Annotated in this window: 18 protein-coding genes; 2 read left to right on the top strand and 16 right to left on the bottom strand. The window is 29.7% G+C overall.

The features are described 5' to 3' along the window. Positions 1-5: 5 nt before the first annotated feature. Genes hydG through NT01CX_RS03050 form a run of 3 tightly spaced genes read right to left on the bottom strand, consistent with a single transcriptional unit; the run spans position 6 to position 2,685 of the window. The gene (hydG, locus tag NT01CX_RS03060) at positions 6-1,382 is read right to left on the bottom strand and encodes a [FeFe] hydrogenase H-cluster radical SAM maturase HydG (RefSeq protein ID WP_011721574.1); all 1,377 of its coding nucleotides are present in this window, start codon (positions 1,380-1,382) and stop codon (positions 6-8) included. A gap of 1 nt (position 1,383) precedes the next feature. Continuing rightward, positions 1,384-2,430, bottom strand: coding sequence for a [FeFe] hydrogenase H-cluster radical SAM maturase HydE (gene hydE / locus NT01CX_RS03055; RefSeq protein WP_011721573.1), 1,047 nt, complete (start codon positions 2,428-2,430; stop codon positions 1,384-1,386). A 3-nt stretch (positions 2,431-2,433) separates the two neighbouring features. Further along, positions 2,434-2,685, bottom strand: a complete 252-nt coding sequence (locus NT01CX_RS03050; protein ID WP_011721572.1) for a TM1266 family iron-only hydrogenase system putative regulator — start codon at positions 2,683-2,685, stop codon at positions 2,434-2,436. A gap of 459 nt (positions 2,686-3,144) precedes the next feature. On the opposite strand from NT01CX_RS03050, the gene nagB reads away from it, so the two are divergent. Further along, positions 3,145-3,870, top strand: coding sequence for a glucosamine-6-phosphate deaminase (gene nagB / locus NT01CX_RS03045; protein WP_011721571.1), 726 nt, complete (start codon positions 3,145-3,147; stop codon positions 3,868-3,870). A 129-nt stretch (positions 3,871-3,999) separates the two neighbouring features. Here the strand turns inward: nagB and NT01CX_RS03040 are convergent, their stop codons facing one another. From NT01CX_RS03040 to NT01CX_RS03010, 7 genes are all read right to left on the bottom strand, one after another. Continuing rightward, complete coding sequence (locus NT01CX_RS03040; RefSeq protein WP_011721570.1) at positions 4,000-5,370, bottom strand: GntP family permease; 1,371 nt, start codon at positions 5,368-5,370, stop codon at positions 4,000-4,002. A gap of 128 nt (positions 5,371-5,498) precedes the next feature. Then, on the bottom strand, positions 5,499-7,217 hold the full coding sequence (gene ilvD / locus NT01CX_RS03035) for a dihydroxy-acid dehydratase (RefSeq protein WP_011721569.1): 1,719 nt from the start codon (positions 7,215-7,217) through the stop codon (positions 5,499-5,501). Positions 7,218-7,476: 259 nt separating this feature from the next. Continuing rightward, positions 7,477-8,151: a FadR/GntR family transcriptional regulator gene (locus NT01CX_RS03030; protein ID WP_011721568.1), complete on the bottom strand. Its 675-nt coding sequence runs from the start codon at positions 8,149-8,151 to the stop codon at positions 7,477-7,479. A gap of 132 nt (positions 8,152-8,283) precedes the next feature. Beyond that, the gene (locus NT01CX_RS03025) at positions 8,284-9,306 is read right to left on the bottom strand and encodes a sugar kinase (RefSeq protein WP_011721567.1); all 1,023 of its coding nucleotides are present in this window, start codon (positions 9,304-9,306) and stop codon (positions 8,284-8,286) included. 11 nt (positions 9,307-9,317) lie between these two features. Then, the gene (locus NT01CX_RS03020) at positions 9,318-9,971 is read right to left on the bottom strand and encodes a bifunctional 2-keto-4-hydroxyglutarate aldolase/2-keto-3-deoxy-6-phosphogluconate aldolase (protein WP_011721566.1); all 654 of its coding nucleotides are present in this window, start codon (positions 9,969-9,971) and stop codon (positions 9,318-9,320) included. 178 nt (positions 9,972-10,149) lie between these two features. Further along, on the bottom strand, positions 10,150-10,911 hold the full coding sequence (locus tag NT01CX_RS03015) for an IclR family transcriptional regulator (protein WP_011721565.1): 762 nt from the start codon (positions 10,909-10,911) through the stop codon (positions 10,150-10,152). 101 nt (positions 10,912-11,012) lie between these two features. Next, positions 11,013-12,443, bottom strand: coding sequence for a DEAD/DEAH box helicase (locus NT01CX_RS03010; protein ID WP_011721564.1), 1,431 nt, complete (start codon positions 12,441-12,443; stop codon positions 11,013-11,015). Positions 12,444-12,581: 138 nt separating this feature from the next. On the opposite strand from NT01CX_RS03010, the gene NT01CX_RS03005 reads away from it, so the two are divergent. Then, positions 12,582-13,715 carry a DEAD/DEAH box helicase gene (locus NT01CX_RS03005; RefSeq protein WP_011721563.1) on the top strand — a complete coding sequence of 378 codons (1,134 nt, stop codon included), beginning with the start codon at positions 12,582-12,584 and terminating at the stop codon, positions 13,713-13,715. Between the two features lie 55 nt (positions 13,716-13,770). Here the strand turns inward: NT01CX_RS03005 and NT01CX_RS03000 are convergent, their stop codons facing one another. The 6 genes from NT01CX_RS03000 to bioA all read right to left on the bottom strand — a co-directional run bounded on the left by NT01CX_RS03000 (position 13,771) and on the right by bioA (position 21,625). Further along, the gene (locus NT01CX_RS03000; protein ID WP_039243244.1) at positions 13,771-15,639 is read right to left on the bottom strand and encodes a thiol-activated cytolysin family protein; all 1,869 of its coding nucleotides are present in this window, start codon (positions 15,637-15,639) and stop codon (positions 13,771-13,773) included. Between the two features lie 216 nt (positions 15,640-15,855). Continuing rightward, positions 15,856-16,041 carry a nitrous oxide-stimulated promoter family protein gene (locus tag NT01CX_RS02995; RefSeq protein ID WP_039225502.1) on the bottom strand — a complete coding sequence of 62 codons (186 nt, stop codon included), beginning with the start codon at positions 16,039-16,041 and terminating at the stop codon, positions 15,856-15,858. Between the two features lie 152 nt (positions 16,042-16,193). Next, positions 16,194-17,975, bottom strand: coding sequence for an aminopeptidase P family protein (locus tag NT01CX_RS02990; RefSeq protein WP_011721561.1), 1,782 nt, complete (start codon positions 17,973-17,975; stop codon positions 16,194-16,196). Then, entirely contained in the window at positions 17,972-19,081 is a 1,110-nt protein-coding gene (gene eutH / locus NT01CX_RS02985) for an ethanolamine utilization protein EutH (RefSeq protein ID WP_011721560.1), read from the bottom strand. Before eutH ends, NT01CX_RS02990 begins: the two co-directional genes overlap by 4 nt. Before the next feature lie 230 nt (positions 19,082-19,311). Next, a complete protein-coding gene (gene bioB, locus NT01CX_RS02980; protein WP_011721559.1) occupies positions 19,312-20,265 on the bottom strand; it encodes a biotin synthase BioB in 954 nt (317 codons plus the stop codon). After that, the gene (gene bioA / locus NT01CX_RS02975; protein WP_011721558.1) at positions 20,255-21,625 is read right to left on the bottom strand and encodes an adenosylmethionine--8-amino-7-oxononanoate transaminase; all 1,371 of its coding nucleotides are present in this window, start codon (positions 21,623-21,625) and stop codon (positions 20,255-20,257) included. Before bioA ends, bioB begins: the two co-directional genes overlap by 11 nt. Positions 21,626-21,630 lie beyond the last annotated feature (5 nt).

Below are 21,630 nucleotides of genomic sequence, written 5' to 3'. Positions count from 1 at the left end.
TCCTCCTATATGAATAAGTCCCTCTCACCATTTTTGATTCTTTCAACATTATTTCTTACAAGTTCACGAATATCGTCTCTTTTTATTTTTTCTATTTCTTCTTGAATTAGGGCATATGCTTTATTGTAGAATTCTTCATCACCATAATCCATTATATATTCCATTAATGTCATGATTGCATTAGGTCCACATACATTTTGTATTTGTCCTGATTTTGCAAGGCTCATGAATCTATCTCCAGTTCTTCCTTTTCTATAACATGCTGTACAATAACTTGGTATGTACTTGCTATCAATTAAAGATTTTAGAACTTCTATTGGACTTCTATTGTCACCTTTTTCAAATTGGTCTACAACTTTTCCTTCTTCACGTTCTTTGTATCCACCAACACCAGTACATGAACCAGCACTTACTTGAGATACTCCATATCTTATAACTTCATCTCTCATTTCCGCTGTTTCTCTTGTTGATAATATTATTCCAGTGAAAGGTACTGCAATACGGATTATCGCAACTATTTTCTTAAACATCTCATCTGATAATAAGTGAGGGAATTCTTTAAGTGTCATTCCTTCTGCTGGTCTAAGTCTTGGAACTGATATTGTATGGAATCCTACTCCAAATTTTTCTTCTAAGTGTTCGTTGTGAATCATAAGTCCTAAAACTTCAAATTTAGGATCTGCAAGTCCAAATAAAACTCCGCCACCTACGTCATCTATGTGAGCTTCCATAGCACGATCAAAAGCAGTTAAATGATATTCATAATTTCCCTTTATGCTATTTGGATGCATTTTATCATATGTTGGTTTGTGATATGTTTCTTGGAATAATATATAAGTACCTATTTTAGCATCTTTTAATTTTTTGTAGTTTTCAACTGTTGTTGCTGCTATATTTACATTTACTCTTCTTATATTTCCATTTTCCTCTTGAGTATCATATATAGCTCCAATTGCATCAATTATATAATCAATAGGACAGTTTACTGGATCTTCTCCTGCTTCTAGTGCAAGTCTTTTGTGTCCCATTCTTTCAAGAACTTTTACTTCTTGTTTTATTTCATCCATAGTTAATTTTCTTCTTGAGAAGCAGTTCTTTCTTTGATATCCACAGTAAACACAGTTATTAACACAATAGTCACTTACATATAAAGGAGCAAACATAACTATTCTATTACCATATATTGATTTTTTTATTTCTCCTGCTATTTTATACATTTCTTTTAACTGTGCTTCATCTTCTATTTGAAGAAGTACAGCTATATCTTGGTGAGATAATCCTTTGTGCTCTTTTGCTTTTTCTAAAACCTTTTGAACATCTTCCTTAGTTGCATTTTTAGCACTTTCAAGTAATCCTTCTATATACTCTACATCAATAAACATATTATCTTCTCCTCCATAAATTATTATCCCCTCTTGACATATCAAGAGTAAAACCTGCACTTTCTATTCTATTTTGAATACACATTCTGCACTCGGCAGCTTCATCTCCAGTACATATTTTCCCATCATATAATGCATACTTTTCTCTAACACAGGTAGGTGATAAATTTGGCATCACAACATTTGCACCAGCTTTAAGCCCCATCTCTCTACCCATAGGATGTATAGTTCCAAGAGCAGTAGTCGATGGAAGTAACACCTGGGGTAGAAGTAACCTTATAATTGATAACATAAGAACAGTTACTTCAACCGTTCCCCCTTTTTCATTTCCAAGTGGCGTATCACACTGTGGAATAAATGGTCCAATTCCAACCATGTGAGGTTCTAATTCCTTTAAAAATAATAAATCCTTCACAAAATCTTCATTAGTTTGTCCTGGAATCCCTATCATAAATCCAGCACCAACTTGATACCCAATTTCTTTTAAATCTCTAAGACATCTTCTTCTATTTTCAAAACTCATTCCTGGATGTAACTTTTCATATAGAGTTTTAGATGCTGTTTCATGTCTTAAAAGGTATCTATCAGCACCAGCGTCATAATATTTTTTATATGACTCATAGGATTTTTCTCCTATGGAAAGAGTTACTGCACAATCTTTAAATTTTTCTTTTATGTTTTTTACAATTTCTACAATTTTATCATCTGTAAAATAAGGATCTTCTCCCCCTTGTAATACAAAGGTTCTATATCCTAATCTATAGCCCTCACTACAGCAATTTAAAATATCTTCTAAAGACAGTCTATATCTATCAACCTTTTTATTGAAAACTCTTATACCACAATAAGTACATGTATTCTTGCAGTAGTTGGTAAACTCTATAAGCCCCCTCATAAATACCCTGTCACCATAATACTTAAATCTAGTTTCATTTGCTTTAGCTTTTAGATATTCTTTATTTTCATCATCTATATTGTTTAATAAATATAAAAGTTCTTCACCGCTTAAATTGTTATTTTTATATAATCTATCAATAATTTTTTTCATAGGTTATATCTCTTTCTTTGCTATTGATGTTTTCACCAATACATTTTTAATATTTCCAAGCTTTCCTGTAAGGCTATTTATTTCGTTTAATTCTCCAACTACAGTAATACATATAACGGATATTCCATCTTCTTCAAAGGGGATCCCCATTCTCCCTTTAACAATTCCTTTAAAGTTGGACAAAATTTCATTAAACTCTTTTTGATTTTCCTTTGGTTCTTCTAAAATAGCACTAATAACAGCGATTTTTTTCAAATTTTTCTCCTCCTAATAAAAAAAACTTTCCTAAAAGGAAAGTTATCTATACACACTAAACAGACTTTTAGGTATACTGCACCCAAAGCCATATAAATTCGTATAAATGCCTTATCCTTTCAGATTAGATATCATCTTTTCTGTTAGGTAACAATTTTTTTAATTACTATACATAAAAACATAATTCTAAAGAATACTCTCTAAAATTTGAATCTATACATAAGAAATATTAACAAATAATTATTTTATATTAATTGTTAATATTTTATCAAATATACAATGTTTTGTCAATGCATATTTATCTGTATCATATTATTTTTTTTAACTACAATATGCATCTTTCTTGCTTTAAATCATAAATTAGTTTAAAATTGTTAGTTAAAATATGTTTGTGTTAATATTTACCGAAAATACAATATAAAAACTTTATTAATATAAAAAATTATGGGAGGATTATCAATGAAAATATTATCATTTAAAGATTACAATGAGCTGAGTAAGGAGGCTTCTAAAATTGTATTAAACCAAGTTATATCAAAACCAAATAGTGTACTTGGACTTGCAACTGGTAGTACTCCACTGGGAATGTACAAAAATTTAATAGTGGCTTACCAAAATAAAAATATAGACTTTTCAAAAATAAAAACATTTAATCTTGATGAATACTATGGCCTTAGTAAACACAATAATCAAAGTTATTACCATTACATGATGGAAAATTTATTTAATCATATTAATATAGATATAAATAACATAAATATACCTAATGGAACAGCTTCTGATATCTTAAAAGAATGTAGTGATTATGAAGATAAAATTAAAAACTACAATGGAATAGACCTACAAATCTTAGGAATTGGAGTTAATGGACATATAGGTTTTAATGAACCAAGTACATACTTTGAACCTAGTACCCATGTGGTAACTTTAGATAAAAAAACTATAGAATCAAACTCTAGATTTTTTAGTTCAAAAGAAGAAGTTCCAACTAAAGCTATAAGTATGGGCATAAAAACTATAATGAATGCCAAAAAAATAATTTTACTTGCAAACGGTAAAAATAAAGCTGATGCCATATTTAAAACAGTAAATGGGAAAATTGATCCTAATATTCCTGCATCAATTCTCCAACTTCATAATGATGTTACATTAATTTTAGACAAAGATGCCGCAAGTAAACTTTGAATATTTACTTTAGTTCTGCAAATAAACAGTTGAATTGATAATGGCTATTATAATTAACATATCTTACATAAAAAAGACTTCTGTAACAATTAAGCTACAAAAGTCTTTTTACTATAATTTAAATTTATTTTATACTAAACCTGGCAGTACTCCTTGGAATAATGATAAAATAGATACTGCTGCAAGTATTGCTAGACCTGCAATAAAACCTCCAACTGTCCAACCTCTAATAGTGTCACTAACAGAAATTTTAAAGAATCTACTAATTGCCCAGAACCCAGAATCATTTGGAAGTGATAATCCAATACCACCTGCACAAATAGCAATTCCACATAATATTGGTGAAACTCCTGAAGCTACAATTGTTGATGTAAGTATGGATGCTGTTGTTAAGAGAGCAACAGTTGTAGAACCTTGTGCGCAACGAATTATTTGAGAAATAATAAAGCAAAGTACTAGAATTGGAATAGCGAATCCAGATAAAGCTGATGCAATGTAATCTGCAATTCCTGTAGATTGAAGAACATTACCATAAGCACCACCTGCACCTGTTATTAAAAGAATTAGCCCAACTTGATCAGCAGCTTCAGTCATAATATCTGAAGCACTGCTTTTTATATATGGCATAGAAATAATGGTTGCATAAATGACACCAATAAGCATGGCTACATTTTTATCACCAATAAATTTAAGCAAAGAGGTTAATCCACTTTCTTTATCAAGAATCATTGTCCCAAAGCTGCCTACCAAAATAAGCATAATGGGTACAAGAAGTATAGATAACGATTTCATAAAACTTGGTTTTTTATTAGAAGATTCTGTTTTTACTGCCGGTTCTTCTAATTTTATATCTTCAAAAGAGTATGTATGATTGTTTTTATGATCAACTTTATCAACATATTTTCCGTACATAATTCCACCAACCAGTGTCCCTATAAAAGCGCAAACTAAAGCATATACAAAGAATACTCCTACATCTATTTTTAACGCTTCTGCTACTGCAAGTGGTGCTGGGGTTGGAATAACTAAAGCATATGTACATGTAGTTGCAACAGATAGTGCACCAGCATATGCCACCATAGAGACTCCTGTCTTTTTAGAAAGAACTCTAAGCATTGGAGCAAACATAATATAAACTACATCACCAAATACAGGAATCCCTGTAAGAAAACCAGACACAGCAATAGCTTGTGGTGTATTCTTTTCACCAAACTTTTTAAGAATAGTATTTGCCATTACTTCTATACTACCTGACTCAAACATAAACTTACCAAGCATAACACCAAGACCTGTTACAATACCTATACCTGCCAAAGTGTTACCAAACCCTTTAGAAATGGTAGCTGCAATATCTTCAACAGGCATTTTAACTAATACTGCTGTTGATATAGATGTAAGCAATAAGGATACAAATGCATTTAATTTGAATTTTATAATAGTTACTAATAAAACAACTACCGAAAGCAAAAATACTCCAATTAATAATGGTCCCGTTAACATAAAAACTCCTCCTCTAAAATTAATATTAAAAATTAGATTAAATGAATTTAGTATACTTTAAAAATTGTTTATATAATTGTTTCTATATTTCCTATGATTTAAATTATCTTGGAAAGATATATGGAGTATTACTCCATATATCCTCCTTTCATTGGTGATACTGCAAGCTTTGTATAAACACCTACAGCGCCCTTAGTATATTTTGGTGCTGGTTTTATCCATTTTGCTTTTCTTGCTTTTAATATTTCTTCTATTTCCTCTTCTGTTTTTTCTTGTCCTTTAACCCCAACTATTGCAAGCAATCTTTCTGGTATATTTATCTTTATAAGATCTCCATCTTCAACCAATGCTATAGGTCCTCCCTCACTAGCTTCTGGAGATACATGTCCTATTGCTGGTCCTCTTGTAGCTCCTGAATATCTACCATCTGTTATAAGAGCTATAGACTCAACCAATTCTGGATCTGAAGCTATTGCTTCTGTAGTATAAAACATCTCTGGCATACCAGAACCTTTTGGTCCTTCATATCTTATAAATACTGCATCTCCAGGCTTAACTTCTTTTGTAAGAACGGCCTTTAATGCATCTTCTTCACAATTATAAGTTTTAGCTTTTAATACAACATTCATTAATTTTTTAGATACAGCTGAATGTTTTACTACAGCTCCTTCTGGAGCTAAATTTCCTTTCAGTATAGCCATTGCCCCTTGAGCTTGAATTGGGTTATCTTTGGATTTTACTATATCTTCTTTTTTAATTCCTAAAGCTTCAAGATACTTATTACAATTTTCATAATATCCAGTTTTCTTTAGATCTTCTAAGTTCTCTCCTAAAGTTTTTCCTGTAACCGTCATAACATCTAAATGTAAAAATTCTTTAATTTCCTCCATTATAGCTGGTACCCCACCTGCATACCAAAAATAAGCTCCTGGATAAAATCCACTTGGTCTGATATTCAATATATAAGGAATTTTCTTATGAATTTCATCAAATAAATCTGCTTCTATTTCTATTCCAAGCTCATGTGCAATTGCTGGTATATGAAGTAAACTATTACTTGATCCAGCTATAGCAGCATGTACCATTATTGCATTCTCAAAAGCTTTTTTAGTCATAATATCTGAAGGTTTAATTCCCATTTCTACTAGCTTAAGAGCGTGTTCTCCTGCATTTCTAGCTGCTATTTTAATATTTTCTGATATAGCAGGCATAAGTGCTGTTCCTGGAAGTGTAACTCCTAAAGCTTCTGCCATAACCTGCATTGTAGATGCTGTTCCCATAAAAGAACATGCTCCACAACTCGGACAAGCATTATGTTTTAATGTAGTAAACTCTTTTTCTGATATTTCTCCTCTTTCGTACTGTGCACTATATGTTCCTATCTGCTCTAAAGTTAGCATATTAGGACCTGCATTCATTATTCCTCCTGGAACTACTACAGTTGGCATATTAAGCCTAGCTAAAGCCATAAGATGTGCTGGCATTGACTTATCACAACTTGTTATGAATACTCCTGCATCATATGGAGTTGCTTCTACATGTGTTTCTATCATATTAGCCATGAATTCTCTTGAAGCTAAAGAATAGTTCATTCCATCATGTCCTTGTGCTTGCCCATCACAAATATCAGTTACAAAATATTTAGCTGGTCTACCACCCTTGTTATTTATACCAATACAAGCTTCTTCAACTAATCCATCTAAGTGAGCACTTCCTGGATGACTGTGTCCAAAGCTACTTTCTACTATTATTTGTGGTTTTGAAAGTTCCTCTACTTTCCAACCTGAACCTATCCTTAAAGAATCCATTTCTGGCGCTTTTAATCTCATTTCTTGACTTCTTAGCATTTTAAAATCATCCCCCTTAACTACTTGTATGACATGTTGTCGTATATTTACTATTGTTTATTGGATATTTCGAGAGTTTTTATAAAAAATATATATTTTTTACCTCAGTTGTCTTACAATTACATTCTAATTTGAAAACGTTTTTTTGTCAATAGTTTTTGTTCGCTTTACGAAAATAGGTTTCACAAAGTGAAAAACCATCTATGTAAAAATACATAGATGGTTTTATTCATTAACTTAATTTTATATAGTTTAAAATTTACTTCTGTACACTTTTTAATTCTTTTATAGTTCTCTCTATATGTCTTCGTACAAATATTCCAGCAAGTTCAGCATCTTTATTCTTTATAGCATCAAGTATAAACTTATGCTCCTTAACACCTCCAACAGGTCCTAATGTATGATATAAACCTCTTTGATGATAGCCCAGTATATCTCTTAACATCTCATTTATTTTTATAATTAATGAGTTTTGTGTACCTTTCGCTATCTTCATATGAAATTCTAAATCTTTTTCCGTAAATTTATCCATATCTTCTTGATACTGAAGCATTTCACTATATGTTTTTTCTAATTCCTTTATTATATCCTCACTACATCTCCTAGCGCATAGTTTAGCACTTTCAACATCCATAACCAATCTTAATTCTAAAATCTCTATATAGTCATACTTATCCAAAATAAGTGCAGGTATTAAATTATTTAGATAAGTAGAAGTAGATAACTCACTAACAAAAGTACCTTCACCTTGCTTTTTTATTAATATGTTTAAAGCCACCATTTTTTCTATAGCTTCTCTAACAGACATCCTACTTACATTTAGTTCCTTTGCTAACTGTGGTTCAGAGGTGATTTTTGTACCAGGGTTCCATTCCCCACTAAATATTTTCTCTTCTATCATTTTAAATACAATATCACTTGTTCTTACCTTCATATTTTTCTCTCCTAGTATAATCTTTGTTTTTAATATATTATACTGTATATTTATTATGTTGTCTTGTGAACTTGTCTTTTTAAGAATGAAGCGTACCCATAGCATAAAATTTCTCTATAACCCCTTAGTTTTTTATCTTATAACACTTCCTGATGTATTTCCATTTACAACTTCCATAACTTCGTCAACAGTTACTAAGTTAGCATCTCCAGCAATAGTATGTTTTAATGCAGAAGAAGCTACTCCGAATTCAAGAGCTTTTTTATAATCCTTTTCCATAATTAATCCATAAATTATACCTGCTGCAAAAGCATCTCCTCCACCTACTCTGTCTTCTATATTAAAATCATATCTCTTAGATTGGTATATTTCTTTTCCATTATAAATAACAGCAGATAAGGCATTATGAGAAGCTGAAAAATTTTCTCTCATAGTTGTTACTACATACTTTATATTAAATTTATCTATCATCTTATTAAAAATCTCTTCAAATCTCTTAACATGAATTTCTTCTTTTGCAAAGTCAGCTACCTGATATTCCTCCTTTTTTTCCTCTACACTACTAAGCCATCCAAAGCATACATCTACGTCCTGTAGTAACTCTGACATAACTTTTTCAAATTCTTCTATTCCCCAAAGTTGTTTTCTATAATTTAAATCCAAACTTATTTTAACACCATTTTGTTTTGCAGCTTCTACAGCTTTCCTTGCAATCTTTATTCCTTTTTTTCCCAGAGCAGGAGTAATTCCTGAAAAGTGAAACCAATCTGCATCTTTAAATATTGTATTAAAATCAAAATCTTCTGGACCTGCCGTAGCCATTGAAGATTTTGATCTATCATATACAACTTTGGAAGGTCTTATAGAAGTTCCTTTTTCAAAAAAATATATACCTAATCTGTCTCCACCTCTAGCTACATAATCAGTTTTAACTCCAAATTTTCTTAAAGAATTTAGTCCACTTTCACCTATAGGATTATTGGGAACCTTACTCACAAAGTATGTATCTAATCCAAAATTGGCCAAAGATATAGCTACATTAGCTTCTGCCCCTCCATAAACCGCATCGAAGGATTCTGCTTGAACAAATCTTTTATAATCTGGAGTAGATAATCTGAGCATTAATTCTCCCATGGTTACAACTTTTTTACTCATGCCTTTTCCTCCTAAGCTAATTTCTCTCTTGCATCTTTAACTTTATTTACAAATTCTCTTGATAATCGAGCAATCTCTCCGTAATTTTCTGTTTTAGCTCCTTCAATTAATTTTCCACCAACACCTACTGCAACACACCCATTTTTAATCCATTCAGCTGCATTGTTTATATCAACTCCACCTGTTGGCATAATAGATACTTGTGGAAGTGGTCCTTTTATTGATTTAATTATACTTGGTCCATACGCACTTCCTGGGAACAATTTTATTATATCTGTTCCAGCTTCTAGAGCTTTTATCATCTCAGTTATAGTCATACAACCTGCCATATAAGGAATTTGGTATCTGTTGCAAAGTTTTGCTGTTTCTGAATCAAATCCTGGACTAACTATGTATTGCGCTCCAGCAAGTATAGCTATTCTAGCTGTTTCACTATCTAAAACTGTACCTGCTCCCACTATAAGTTCTTCTTTTGTAAACTTTTCTTTTAAAGATGTAATTACCTTATCTGCATTAGGAACTGTAAAAGTTACCTCAATAGCAGGTATCCCTCCTTCTATACAAGCTTTAGATATTTTTTCAGCCATATTAGCATTATCCGCCCTAACAACTGCAACTACCCCTACATCCATAATTCTTTTTAAAACATTCATTTTTTCTATCACTATAATTCTCCTCCTATATTCGTGTAATTTATTTCATTATACAAAATATAGTTTCACATATCAAAACAAACATTTTTTTATATTTTAAATTTATCAACTTCTACGCCTTTTTATATGTATCATTCTTTAGAATTCTTATTATTGTACATTTTTTTAAAATAAAAGGAACTTGACTACATTATTCTCTGTAGCCAAGTTCCTTAGATATTCTTTCTGCATATTCAATTATAAGTTTTGAAAACTCTTCTAATTTCTCTTTAGTAAAACTAATTATAGAACCTGAAATGCTTATAGCCCCACATATTTCGCCTTTATAGTTAAAAATTGAAGTTCCTACACATCTTACTCCGATTTCATTTTCTTGTTCATCTACTGCATACCTTTTTTTTCGTACCTCATTTAAACATTTTTTAAATTCATTAAAATCGGTTATAGTATGCTCTGTAAGTTTTTCTACATTACTTTCATTCCATATTTCCTCAATTTCATCATCTTTCATATAAGATAAAATAGATTTACCTACAGCAGTACAATAAAGAGGTCTTCTATTTCCTATCCTTGAGTGTGTTCTTATTGTATTTTGCGATTCTTCTTTTCCAACATAAATGATTTCAGTACCTTCCCTTACAACTAAATGTACCACTTCATTAGTGTTTTCCACTAACTCTTTTAGATATGGTCTTGCTACCGTAATCAAGTCCATTTTCTGTATTTTTTTATTTCCTAGTTCAAATAACTTTAATGTCAGCTTATACTTATTTGCTTTATCTTCTTGCTCAACATATCCCTTATATATCAACGTAGCTAGTAATCTATGTACAGTGCTTTTATGTAAGTTTACCTTTTCACTTATTTCAGTAATACCAAGCCCATTTTCATAATCAGATAATACTTCCAATATAGAAAGAGATCTATCTACGGATTGTACTATTTCCTGCATTTTTTTCCTCCCCTTTGTATTCCTATTCAAATAATTATATCACAACTTTTTTATAATTTAATAATTTAATCACCATAGTATAGGTTTGGTAAAACAGCCTTTTAATTTTTAGCTCTTTGCACCCTAACTTTTTTACCTTTTATAGTGTCTAAATTTTTAAGAACTATATTTCCCTTATTTCCTAGGATATCGACATAACTAAATGCATCTTGTACATCAATTATACCTATGTCCTCTGATGTTATTCCAGGTATATTGTTAATAGCACCTACTATGTCTCCTGCACGAACTTTCTTTTTCTTTCCTGCATTTATGTGTATCTTTGTTATCTTCTTATCTATTTCATGACCTTTTACTTTTTTAAATTTAGGTCGTTGTCTAGCTTTTTCTTCAAATAATTTTTTGCCCTTTTCTATTTCTTCCTCTTGTGGCATTTCTTTTTCTGGAACAGAGTATCCTATATACTCTTCTATTTCATTAAACATTCTTTTTTCATAATCTGATACAAATGTTATAGATTTTCCTTTATGTCCTGCTCTCCCTGTTCTTCCTATTCTATGAACATAACTTTCCTTTTCTACTGGAACTTCGTAGTTTATAACATGAGTTATTTCCTCTACATCAATCCCTCTAGCTGCCACATCTGTTGCTACTAAAAATTGAAATTTTCCTCTTTTAAAGTCATTTATAGTGTACAATCTATCCTTTTGATCCATTCCGCCATGAAGTGCTTTAGCATTAAACCCTTGGTTTTTCATTTTATTTGCTACATTTCCCACTTCAACTTTTGTATTGCAGAATATAATTGCACTATCAGGAACTTCAGCATATATTACCTTAGTTAATGTATTAAATCTTTTACTATGGTTAACTTTATAGTATTCTTGCTCTATTATATCTGTGGTAACATTTTTTTTGCTTATTTCTATCTTTTCAGGATGATTCATGTATCTTTTGCATAGTTTTTCTATTCTTTCTTCTAAAGTTGCTGAAAAAAGCATGGTTATTCTATCATTAGTTATTTCTTTTATAATATCCTCTACTTGATTTATAAACCCCATATTAAGCATTTTATCAGCTTCATCAATAATTAAATACTTTATGTCACTTAAATCCAAATTACCCTTTTGAATATGATCAAAGGTTCTACCTGGTGTACCAACTACTATATGAACCCTTTGTTTTAATTGATTCTTTTGAATACTTATAGGTTCTTTTCCATATACAGCAGTACATTTAACCTTTTTAAATCTTCCTATATTTGATATATCTTCTTTTATTTGAACTGCCAGTTCTCTTGTTGGAGTTAAAATTAAAGCTTGTGGTTTTTTATTCTCTAATTTTACTTTTTCACAAAGTGGAATACCAAAAGAAGCTGTTTTTCCACTTCCTGTTTGAGACTTTACAATTATATCTTTTCCCTGAAGCACTAGAGGAATTGTTTTTTCTTGTACTTCAGTTGGATTTTTATATCCAAGCATTTTTATTGTCTTTAATATTTCACTACTTAATTTAAAATCACTAAAATTCATTTGTTATAACCTCTTTATCTAATTTTCTTCATTATATCATATAATATGATTATTTCTTTGTTTATTATACAAAATATATAGTATAATAGTTCTTTAGAGAAATTTTTGCTAAAATCTAAACTTAGAGGAGAATTTTAAATGAGCGTATCATTTCAACAACTAGGATTAAATCCTAATTTAATAGAGGGACTTTTAAAAAATAATATTGAAGTTCCAACAGATATACAAGTTAAATCAATTGCACCAATAATGAATAACGAAAATATAATTGCCCAATCTCAAACTGGTACAGGTAAAACTCTTGCATATTTACTACCTTTATTTCAAAGGATAGATTCAACTAAGCGTGAGATGCAAGTAATTATCCTTGCTCCAACTCATGAGCTTGTAATGCAAATTCATAATGAGATAAGTCTTTTATCTAAAAACTCAAACAGCAACATTACTTCTTGTCCTATTATTGGAGAAGTTAATATTAAAAGACAAATAGAAAAGTTAAAAGAAAAACCACACATAATAGTAGGTTCTGCTGGAAGAGTTTTTGAACTTATAAAAAAGAAAAAAATATCAGCACACACTGTAAAAACTATTGTACTTGATGAAGGTGATAGACTTCTTGATAAAAGTAACGCACCTAAAGTTAAGGATGTTATAAAGACTACAATGCGTGATACACAAATCCTTATGTTCTCTGCTACTATAAGTCAAAGAACACTAGATATTGCAAATGTTATACTTAAAAACCCTAAGGTTATAAAAGTTAAATCATCAGAACTTATGAACCCGAATATATCTCATATGTATTTTCAGTGTGAAGCTAGAGATAAGATAGAAATTTTAAGAAAGCTTTTAGCTTCGATAAAACCTAAACGTGCTATAGTTTTTATAAATAAACCTACAGAAATTGATGTAACCACATCAAAACTTCAGTATCACAAAATAAATACTTACTCTATTTCTGGTAAAACTTCAAAAGAAGATAGAAAAAAAGCTATAGATGGGTTTAAAAAAGGAAAATATGAAATTTTAATAGCATCTGATGTTGCTGCTCGTGGACTTGATGTTTCTAATATCACTCATATATTCAACTTAGATCTTCCAAGTGATTCTATGGACTATCTTCATAGGGTTGGTAGATGTGGTAGAGGGAACAATTTAGGTACTGCAATATCAATAGTAACAGAAAAAGAATTATCTTTTATTAAAAAATATGAAAATAAGTTTAATATAAAAATAGATAAAAAAAGAATTTACAAAGGTAAAATTTCTTAAAAAGTAAGGACATACATCTTTAATATAAGATGCATGTCCATTTTTTAATTATTATTTATTGAATTTCTACTGAATGACGTGGATATAATGTTGTACCCCATATGTTAATAGTTCTTTTCTTAACTAAAGGTAAATTTTTATCATCTATTATAGTTCTCCACCATTCCCATGCAAGCCCTGTGCACTCTCTAACTTTAACATTAATATTTCTAGAATTTCCTTTTAGATATATTTCAGTGTTAAAATGACTTGTTCTATCCTTATAGTTTCCATCCCAAGTTTTGTGAGTAACTATTTCTTTACCATTCTTATCATAATTAACTTCATCCCAGCTTATATCATACTGAGCAACATATCCACCTTTATGATCAAGTACTAATTTTCCATTAGTGTATTCTGTAGCTGTAGTTTCTATATAATCTGTTTTGCTATTAATAGTTGCAACTGCATTATCTTTTAAGAATGTAGTTGTATATGATATAGGGTATCCTGGATTTCTAGGACTATATTCTGCATTATTTTTTATAACTTCTCTTATCTCATCAAAATTCTTAGTTATTACTTTATTGTGCTCTTTAGCTCCACCACCTAAAACAGTAGCAGTAAAAGAACTTTGATTTAATATGTCTTTATATTCTGTATTTCCACTTATATCTTGATTTTTAATTAATGCTTTAAAAGCAGCTTTTACATTTAAACTCTTAGAAGTAGTTTCTAACTTAACATATATAGTTCTTCCATAAGCAACATTAGAAACATATGCAGGTGGATTGTCCTTATTTAATCCTTTTGCCTTTAATTGTTTAAGTGTTACACTATCATCAAATAAATCTGAAGGATTTTCTGGTGCATCTACACTTACAGTATAAAATATTTGTTTATACGCAAGAAGCATTACTTGCTTTTCACCTTTATATATAGAATTAAAATCTATATTTAATGCTTTATCTAAAGCTTTAAAATTACATCCAAATGCAGTAGATAATTGTGATTTACTATACACCATAGAATCACTATAACTAACCCTAGCAGGAATAGCATATTTTGATGAATATTTAGTATTCCATTCATCTAATAAAGAATTAACAGCTGATTTAACTGAAGAATATGTTGGCGATGTAACTACTTTTCTGCCATCATCAGCCATACCCGGAAGGTCAACACTTATAGTTATTGGCTTTCTCTTGCATGAAATTATATCTGGCTTGTTTTCTACAAGATTTCTATTTGCAAGTTGTATTGCACCTGGATATGTTCTATCATTTATAGAATCTATAACTGATATGTCTGCTGTTGAATCTGATATGCTTTTCTTTTCACGCTTTATTACTATATATTTATCTGGATTTTCAAAACCTTCTGCTGGTGTAAAGTTTTCTACAGCTTCACCATTAAAGGCTAAAATTTTACGAGGATCATATTTCAAATCATAAATAGCATCATCAATTTCATTACCATTGGGGTTTTCATCCTCAAGTGCTCCTACACTTGTTGGCATTATTTCACCATAAGGTACAGTATAATTACTAAATGTAGTATCTAACAAATATTTATTAGTTACTAATTTAGTTAATTTAGATTTCTTTTCTAGTTGTGGTATTCTAGATATTTTTCTAAATTTTTTATTATCTGATTTTAAGCTTGATAATAAACCTTGTTCTGATTTTTCAGACTTTTCATCACATGTAACTTTAGGTATAATGTTTTGTTTTATATTAGGTTCTATACTGGGTTTTGCGTTAAGTTTTTTATTAGGTTCTGTATTAAGTTTTTTATTAACATTTGTGCTTTCTTTTACTATAGCATTGTTATTCTTCTTAGATTCTAATGTTTTATTGTCTAGTTTCAAAACTGCCATACCTACTATAACAACACTTACAACTCCTAAAACTACACCTTTATAATTTTTTTTAATAAAGTTCAATCTCTTTCCTCCCCTTCTTAATTTTAATAAACTAGTGTACTTTTTACATGAAATTAAATTATAGTTTTTTTTACTCAATTTCATGATTTTTAAAACCATATCCATGTATACGTTTAGTATACATTATTCGACATAGATTTGCAATATATTTTTTTATTGGTGCAATATTCCTAGTATAAAATAATTTTATTTAAATTTTAATATATCATTAAATTTCTAATAAAATAAATGTTTAATAACTGCCATTGGATTATAAATTTTACAATTTGAAAGTCTCATATGAGCATAATTCTTAAGTTCGCTACATTCATCACATAGCTCATCTTTATGATTATGCTTCTTCCTGCAATAAATTTTTATCATAAGTTCTACTATTTCTTTTTCTTTATCTATTTTTGACATATGATCATCCCCACTTTAAATTTCAAATTTAATATTAAATTATCACATTTGATAATTATTTTCAATTAAAAACTCCTATAAAATAAATTTTAATTACTATTTATTTCATAGGAGTTCTTTAATATTTAAATATTTACTTCTAAATTAATCTTTTATATTTCTCTAGTTTCTTTTGATAACCATTGTTTTTCTTCTTCATTTAGATATGGTGAAAGTTTACTATATACATCTTTATGGTAACCATTTAACCAATTAATTTCTTCAGTTGTTAACATGTCTTTATCAACTCCATCAAGATCAATTGGACAATAAGTAATGTGTTCGAATTTCATAAACTGACCAAATTCTGTCTTTTCATCTTCAACTACAAGCATCATGTTTTCTGTTCTAATCCCATGTTTTCCTTCTATATAAATTCCTGGTTCGTTAGTTATAGTCATTCCTTTTTCTAATACTACTGTATTTGGTACTGGACTAAATCTTTGAGGTCCTTCGTGAATATTTAAGAAGAATCCAACGCCATGTCCTGTTCCACACTTATAATCAATTCCATATTCCCAAATAGGTCTTCTTGCGATTATATCTATATTAGAACCTGTTGAGCCATGTAGGAATTTAAGTGTATTTAATGCTATGTTAGATTTTAAAACTAAAGTAAAGTGTTTCTTCTCTTCTTCTGTAAGTTTTCCAAGGACTATAGTTCTTGTTATGTCTGTTGTTCCATCAAGGTATTGTCCACCTGAATCTACTAAATACATACCTTCACTTTTTAATTGACAATTTGTTTTTTCTGTAGATTTATAGTGCATCATAGCAGCATGATCTTTATATGCTCCTATAGTATCAAAACTTATATCTACAAATAAATCTTGTTCTTTTCTAAAGTTTTCAAGTTTTTCTTCTGCAGAAAGTTCTGTAACATATTCTCCTTTATTTATAGATTCTTTTAGCCATTTTATAAACTTAACCATGGCAACGCCATCTTTAACTTGACAATTTTTTAGATTTTTTATTTCAACTTCATTTTTAATACCTTTAAAATCAGTTGTTATATTTAATTCTTGTATCTTTTCTACTTTTTCATCTAAAGAATTATATAAGTATATACTAGTTCTAGTGGCATCATATAAAACAGTATCTTTTTCTGTAAGAGTTTTTAAGAAATCTTCTATTTCACTATAATCTTTAACTATTACGTTTTCGCCTTCAAGTTCTTTCTTTACATCCTCTGGAACCTTGTTAAGATGTACAAATAAATAAGTTTTATCCATTGATATAACTGCATTTGATACTATAACTGGATTATGTGGTACATCTGTTCCTCTTATATTTAAAAGCCATGCTATATCATCAAGTGAAGTTAAAAGATAATAGTTTGCACCTTTTTCTTTCATATGTTTTCTTACTTCATTTAATTTTTCTGTTCTTGATTTTCCTGCATACTTTACATCGTATGTAAATATCTTTCCATCAGGAATTGCTGGTCTATCACTCCAAAGTTCATCTATTAAATCTTTGTCCCACTTTAAAGATATACTTTTATTTTTAAATTCTTTTTCCATGTATTTTACAGCAACTACTGAAACTACATTTCCATCAAATCCAACTACACTTTCTTTATCTAATACTGAATTTAACCACTGTATATATGTTGGAACTCCTGGTTCTGCCCCCTTAAATAGTTGAATTTCTGAACCTTCAAGTTGTTTTGCTGCTTGAATATAATATCTTCCATCTGTCCATAATCCAGCATCATCTAAAGTAATAACGCAAGTTCCTGCTGAACCTGTAAATCCTGAAATCCATCTTCTTGATTTCCAGTGTTCTGACACGTACTCACTTTGATGAGCATCTGAACTTGGAACTATATAAGCATCAATTCCATTTTGTTTCATTAGCCCTCTTAACTTTTCAACTCTTTCTTTAATTGTCATGCCTTGACCTCCCCAAATTTTCTAGTATTATATTTTTTAGATTCCCATTCATAAATCCATAATGCTAATAAAATACTTATTATTCCTGAAATGAATTTAACTATAATAAAACTTATAAGCATACTTGGCTCTACTCCTGAGATAAATCCAAATTGTCCACCAAACACAAAAGCACCACTTACAGCAAATGCAGTGGAAACTACTTTTCCCTTTGGATTCATTTTTTCATATGTACCAAAGGTCAATAGATTACTAGCAAGATTTCCTAAAATCCCCGCAACAGATGCGGAATTAATACCAATACTTTTTCCAATTTTATTGAATCTTTCTTTAAAAACAATATTTATAAATGTTAGCATTGGATATGCACCAGCAAGTACAAAAGCTATTTTTCCAACTATAAGCATAGATTCTGATAATGGTGCAAGTCCTTTTACTATCTTAAAACCAAATATTACATCTACCCCTTGTATCACAAGTCCAATAATACTTAAAACAATTATTATCTTTCCAATTCCATTAAATATTCTAATTAGAATACTCGGAATTTTTATAAGTCCTATGCTTAATAACATAGAAAAAATAAATATAGGCATAAGATTCCATAGTAGTATTTGAGATTTTATACCTTGGTATATTCCAGCCATAAAACATCCTATGGGTATACTTATAACTCCAATCATAACTCCCTTTGAAAAATATTTTCTATCATCTTTAGAAATCATTCCAAGTGCTACAGGCATAGTAAAACTGATGATTGTGCCTACAGTTGAAGCTATAATTACTCCTGAAAATGCAGCCATTTGTTTATTTAAAGCTAACTGACAGGACATTTTATACCCACCCATATCTGTGGCTAAAAACATAGCAGGTATTATAGAAGGATCTAGACTTAATCGTCTACATATAGGAACTATATTTATAGCAACAATTTTCGATATTATAGGCGATAAAGAATATATTCCAACCATTCCTATTGCAAGTGGTCCCATAGTCTTTATTCCTTCTTCAAATTTTTCTCCAAGTTTAAATCTATTTCCTAAAACATAATCAATTCCACCTAATAAAAAAAATACCCCAATAAAATACATCATTAACTTATCCACATGTGTTTTTCCCCCTTATTTTTTCATACATGAATATTATATAATAATAGGAATATAATTCAATTTAATTTACAAAATAATTTCATAAATAAGTAATTACATGTAAAATATATAATCTCATACAATAAATTTAAAATAATTTATCATATAGGATTATTTACTTTATATTCTATATTTACTTTTACCATTGATACATTAAAAATTTGCGTATATCTTTTAATTAAATATATCTATACTGTTAACCCTAATTTATTTAAAAGTTTTATATCATTTTTTATTCCATTTCCTTGTGTTGTGAGATAGTTTCCTGTTATAGTAGCTGATACACCTGATAGAAATGCCTCTTCACCATAATTTTCAAGACTTCCTCTCCCTCCAGCAAGTCTTATATCTGCTTTAGGATTTATGAATTTAAAAATGGCAATAGTTTTAAGTATTTCTTCATTATTTAATTTTCTTTGGTTTTCAAGAGGTGTGCCTCCTATTGGCATAAGAATATTTATTGGGATTGACCTAATTTTAAGATTTTTAAGTTCAAAGGCTAAATTTATTCTATCTATAAAGCTTTCTCCAAGCCCTATAATTCCACCTGAACATACATCAAGCCCTACCCCTTTTGCATTTTTTATTGTTTGTATTCTTTCATCATATGAGTGTGTTGTACAAATTTTTGAGTAAAATTCTCTGCTTGTTTCAAGATTATGATGATATCTACTAACTCCAGCTTCTTTTAATTTTTTTAATTGATATTTAGATATTATCCCAAGAGATGCACACAATTTAATTTTAGTATCTTCTTTTAGTTTTTTGTATATATTTAATATATCTTCAAATTCTTTTCCTGAAATTCCCCTACCAGATGTAACTAATGAATATCTATGAACCCCTTCTAATTCATTTTCCTTAGCTAATTTTAAAATTTCATCATAACTGCACAATGGATGAGTCTTTATATTTGTATTATAAAATATTGATTGTGCACAGAATTTACAGTCTTCAGAACATTTTCCACACTTTGCATTTATAATTGAACACAAATCCACATGTTTTCCACAAAATACCTTTCTCAGCTTTTTGGCTCCTTGTAGAACTTTATCTATATCCTCATCAATAAGTCTTACTGCTTCATCATAGGAAATATCATAACCCTCATTTATTATTTTATCTAATAATCTATTTACCATATACTTTCTTCTCCCTTAAAACTAAAAATTCTTCCATACATTCCTTAGCCGTCTCCACTGCAAATTTTAAATCTTCTTTTTCCACAACATATGGAAAGTTAAAATAAATTACATTTCCAAGAGGTCTTAAAAGCAACCCCTTTTTAAGTGCTAATTTATATATTTCATAGCCTACTCTTTCTTGCCATGGAAAACCTTCTTTAGTTTCTTTATCTTGTACTAATTCTATTGCTGCAATGAGACTTAACTGTCTTATTTCTCCAACATTTTTGTGTACATAAAACTTCCTATATAATTCATCCTTTAAATATTTTGCTTTCTCTTTATTTTTTTCAAGTATATTATCTTCCTTTAAAATCTTTAAACTCTCTAATGCCACCGCACATGCCATTGCATTGCCTGCATAAGTATGACTATGCATAAACGCCTTCATTTTATTGTAATCATCATAAAAAGCATTGTAAATTTTATTAGTTATCATAACAACAGACATTGGCATATACCCAGCTGTAAGTGCTTTAGACAAACACATCATATCTGGCGTTATACCTGCATTATCACAGGCAAACATCTTTCCTGTCCTTCCAAAACCCACTGCAATTTCATCTGCAATTAAATGTATATCATATTTATCACATATTTTCCTAAGTTTTTTTAAATACCAAGGAGAATATATCTTCATACCAGCTGCCCCTTGTATCATTGGCTCAATTATTACAGCACAAATTTCTTCATGATGACTTTCTAAAAAACTCTCCATTTTTTCAAAACATTCAGCATAACAGTTTTCTCTACATTTATTATATTTACATCTATAACAATCAGGTCCTTCTATTCTAAATGTATCTAATAATAGTGGTTTATATATTTTACTATATAGGTCTAAATCTCCAACTGATAATGCTCCTAATGTTTCTCCATGATAAGCATCCTTTATAGCTACAAATTTTGTTTTTTTAGTGTTTCCAATTTGTTGATGATAATGAAAACTCATTTTTAATGCAGCTTCTACTGAAGATGAACCATTATCATTAAAAAATATCTTTTCAAGTCCTTTTGGTGCAATTTTAACTAATTCTTCAGAAAGTTCAATTGCTGGTATATTTGTAAAATTTGCAAATATAACATGCTCTATTTTATCTATTTGTTTCTTTATTGCATTATTTATTCTTTTGTTGGCATGTCCAAGTGAATTACACCACCAGGAAGAAATACAATCTAAATATTTATTTCCATCTATATCGTAAAGATAAGCCCCTTTTCCCTTTTCAATTACTATTGGTGGTAACTTTTCATAGTCTTTCATCTGAGAACATGGATGCCAAATATGTTTTAAATCACGAACTTGATAATCATTCATTTTAA

Origin of the sequence: Clostridium novyi NT, assembly GCF_000014125.1 — a bacterium.
GTDB lineage: Bacteria > Bacillota > Clostridia > Clostridiales > Clostridiaceae > Clostridium_H > Clostridium_H novyi.
This window is presented reverse-complemented; position numbering and strand designations above follow the sequence as displayed.

Bases quoted from the DNA above. Each gene is read 5' to 3' on its own strand.
- NT01CX_RS02990 (WP_011721561.1), bottom strand. From the start codon at position 17,975: ATGACAATTAAAGAAAGAGTTGAAAAGTTAAGAGGGCTAATGAAACAA.
- NT01CX_RS03025 (WP_011721567.1), bottom strand. From the start codon at position 9,306: ATGAGTAAAAAAGTTGTAACCATGGGAGAATTAATGCTCAGATTATCT.
- bioA (WP_011721558.1), bottom strand. From the start codon at position 21,625: ATGAATGATTATCAAGTTCGTGATTTAAAACATATTTGGCATCCATGT.
- NT01CX_RS03015 (WP_011721565.1), bottom strand. From the start codon at position 10,911: ATGCAGGAAATAGTACAATCCGTAGATAGATCTCTTTCTATATTGGAA.
- NT01CX_RS03030 (WP_011721568.1), bottom strand. From the start codon at position 8,151: ATGAAGGTAAGAACAAGTGATATTGTATTTAAAATGATAGAAGAGAAA.
- NT01CX_RS03040 (WP_011721570.1), bottom strand. From the start codon at position 5,370: ATGTTAACGGGACCATTATTAATTGGAGTATTTTTGCTTTCGGTAGTT.
- hydG (WP_011721574.1), bottom strand. From the start codon at position 1,382: ATGTTTATTGATGTAGAGTATATAGAAGGATTACTTGAAAGTGCTAAA.
- hydE (WP_011721573.1), bottom strand. From the start codon at position 2,430: ATGAAAAAAATTATTGATAGATTATATAAAAATAACAATTTAAGCGGT.
- NT01CX_RS02995 (WP_039225502.1), bottom strand. From the start codon at position 16,041: ATGTCAAAAATAGATAAAGAAAAAGAAATAGTAGAACTTATGATAAAA.
- NT01CX_RS03010 (WP_011721564.1), bottom strand. From the start codon at position 12,443: ATGAATTTTAGTGATTTTAAATTAAGTAGTGAAATATTAAAGACAATA.
- ilvD (WP_011721569.1), bottom strand. From the start codon at position 7,217: ATGCTAAGAAGTCAAGAAATGAGATTAAAAGCGCCAGAAATGGATTCT.
- nagB (WP_011721571.1), top strand. From the start codon at position 3,145: ATGAAAATATTATCATTTAAAGATTACAATGAGCTGAGTAAGGAGGCT.
- NT01CX_RS03005 (WP_011721563.1), top strand. From the start codon at position 12,582: ATGAGCGTATCATTTCAACAACTAGGATTAAATCCTAATTTAATAGAG.
- bioB (WP_011721559.1), bottom strand. From the start codon at position 20,265: ATGGTAAATAGATTATTAGATAAAATAATAAATGAGGGTTATGATATT.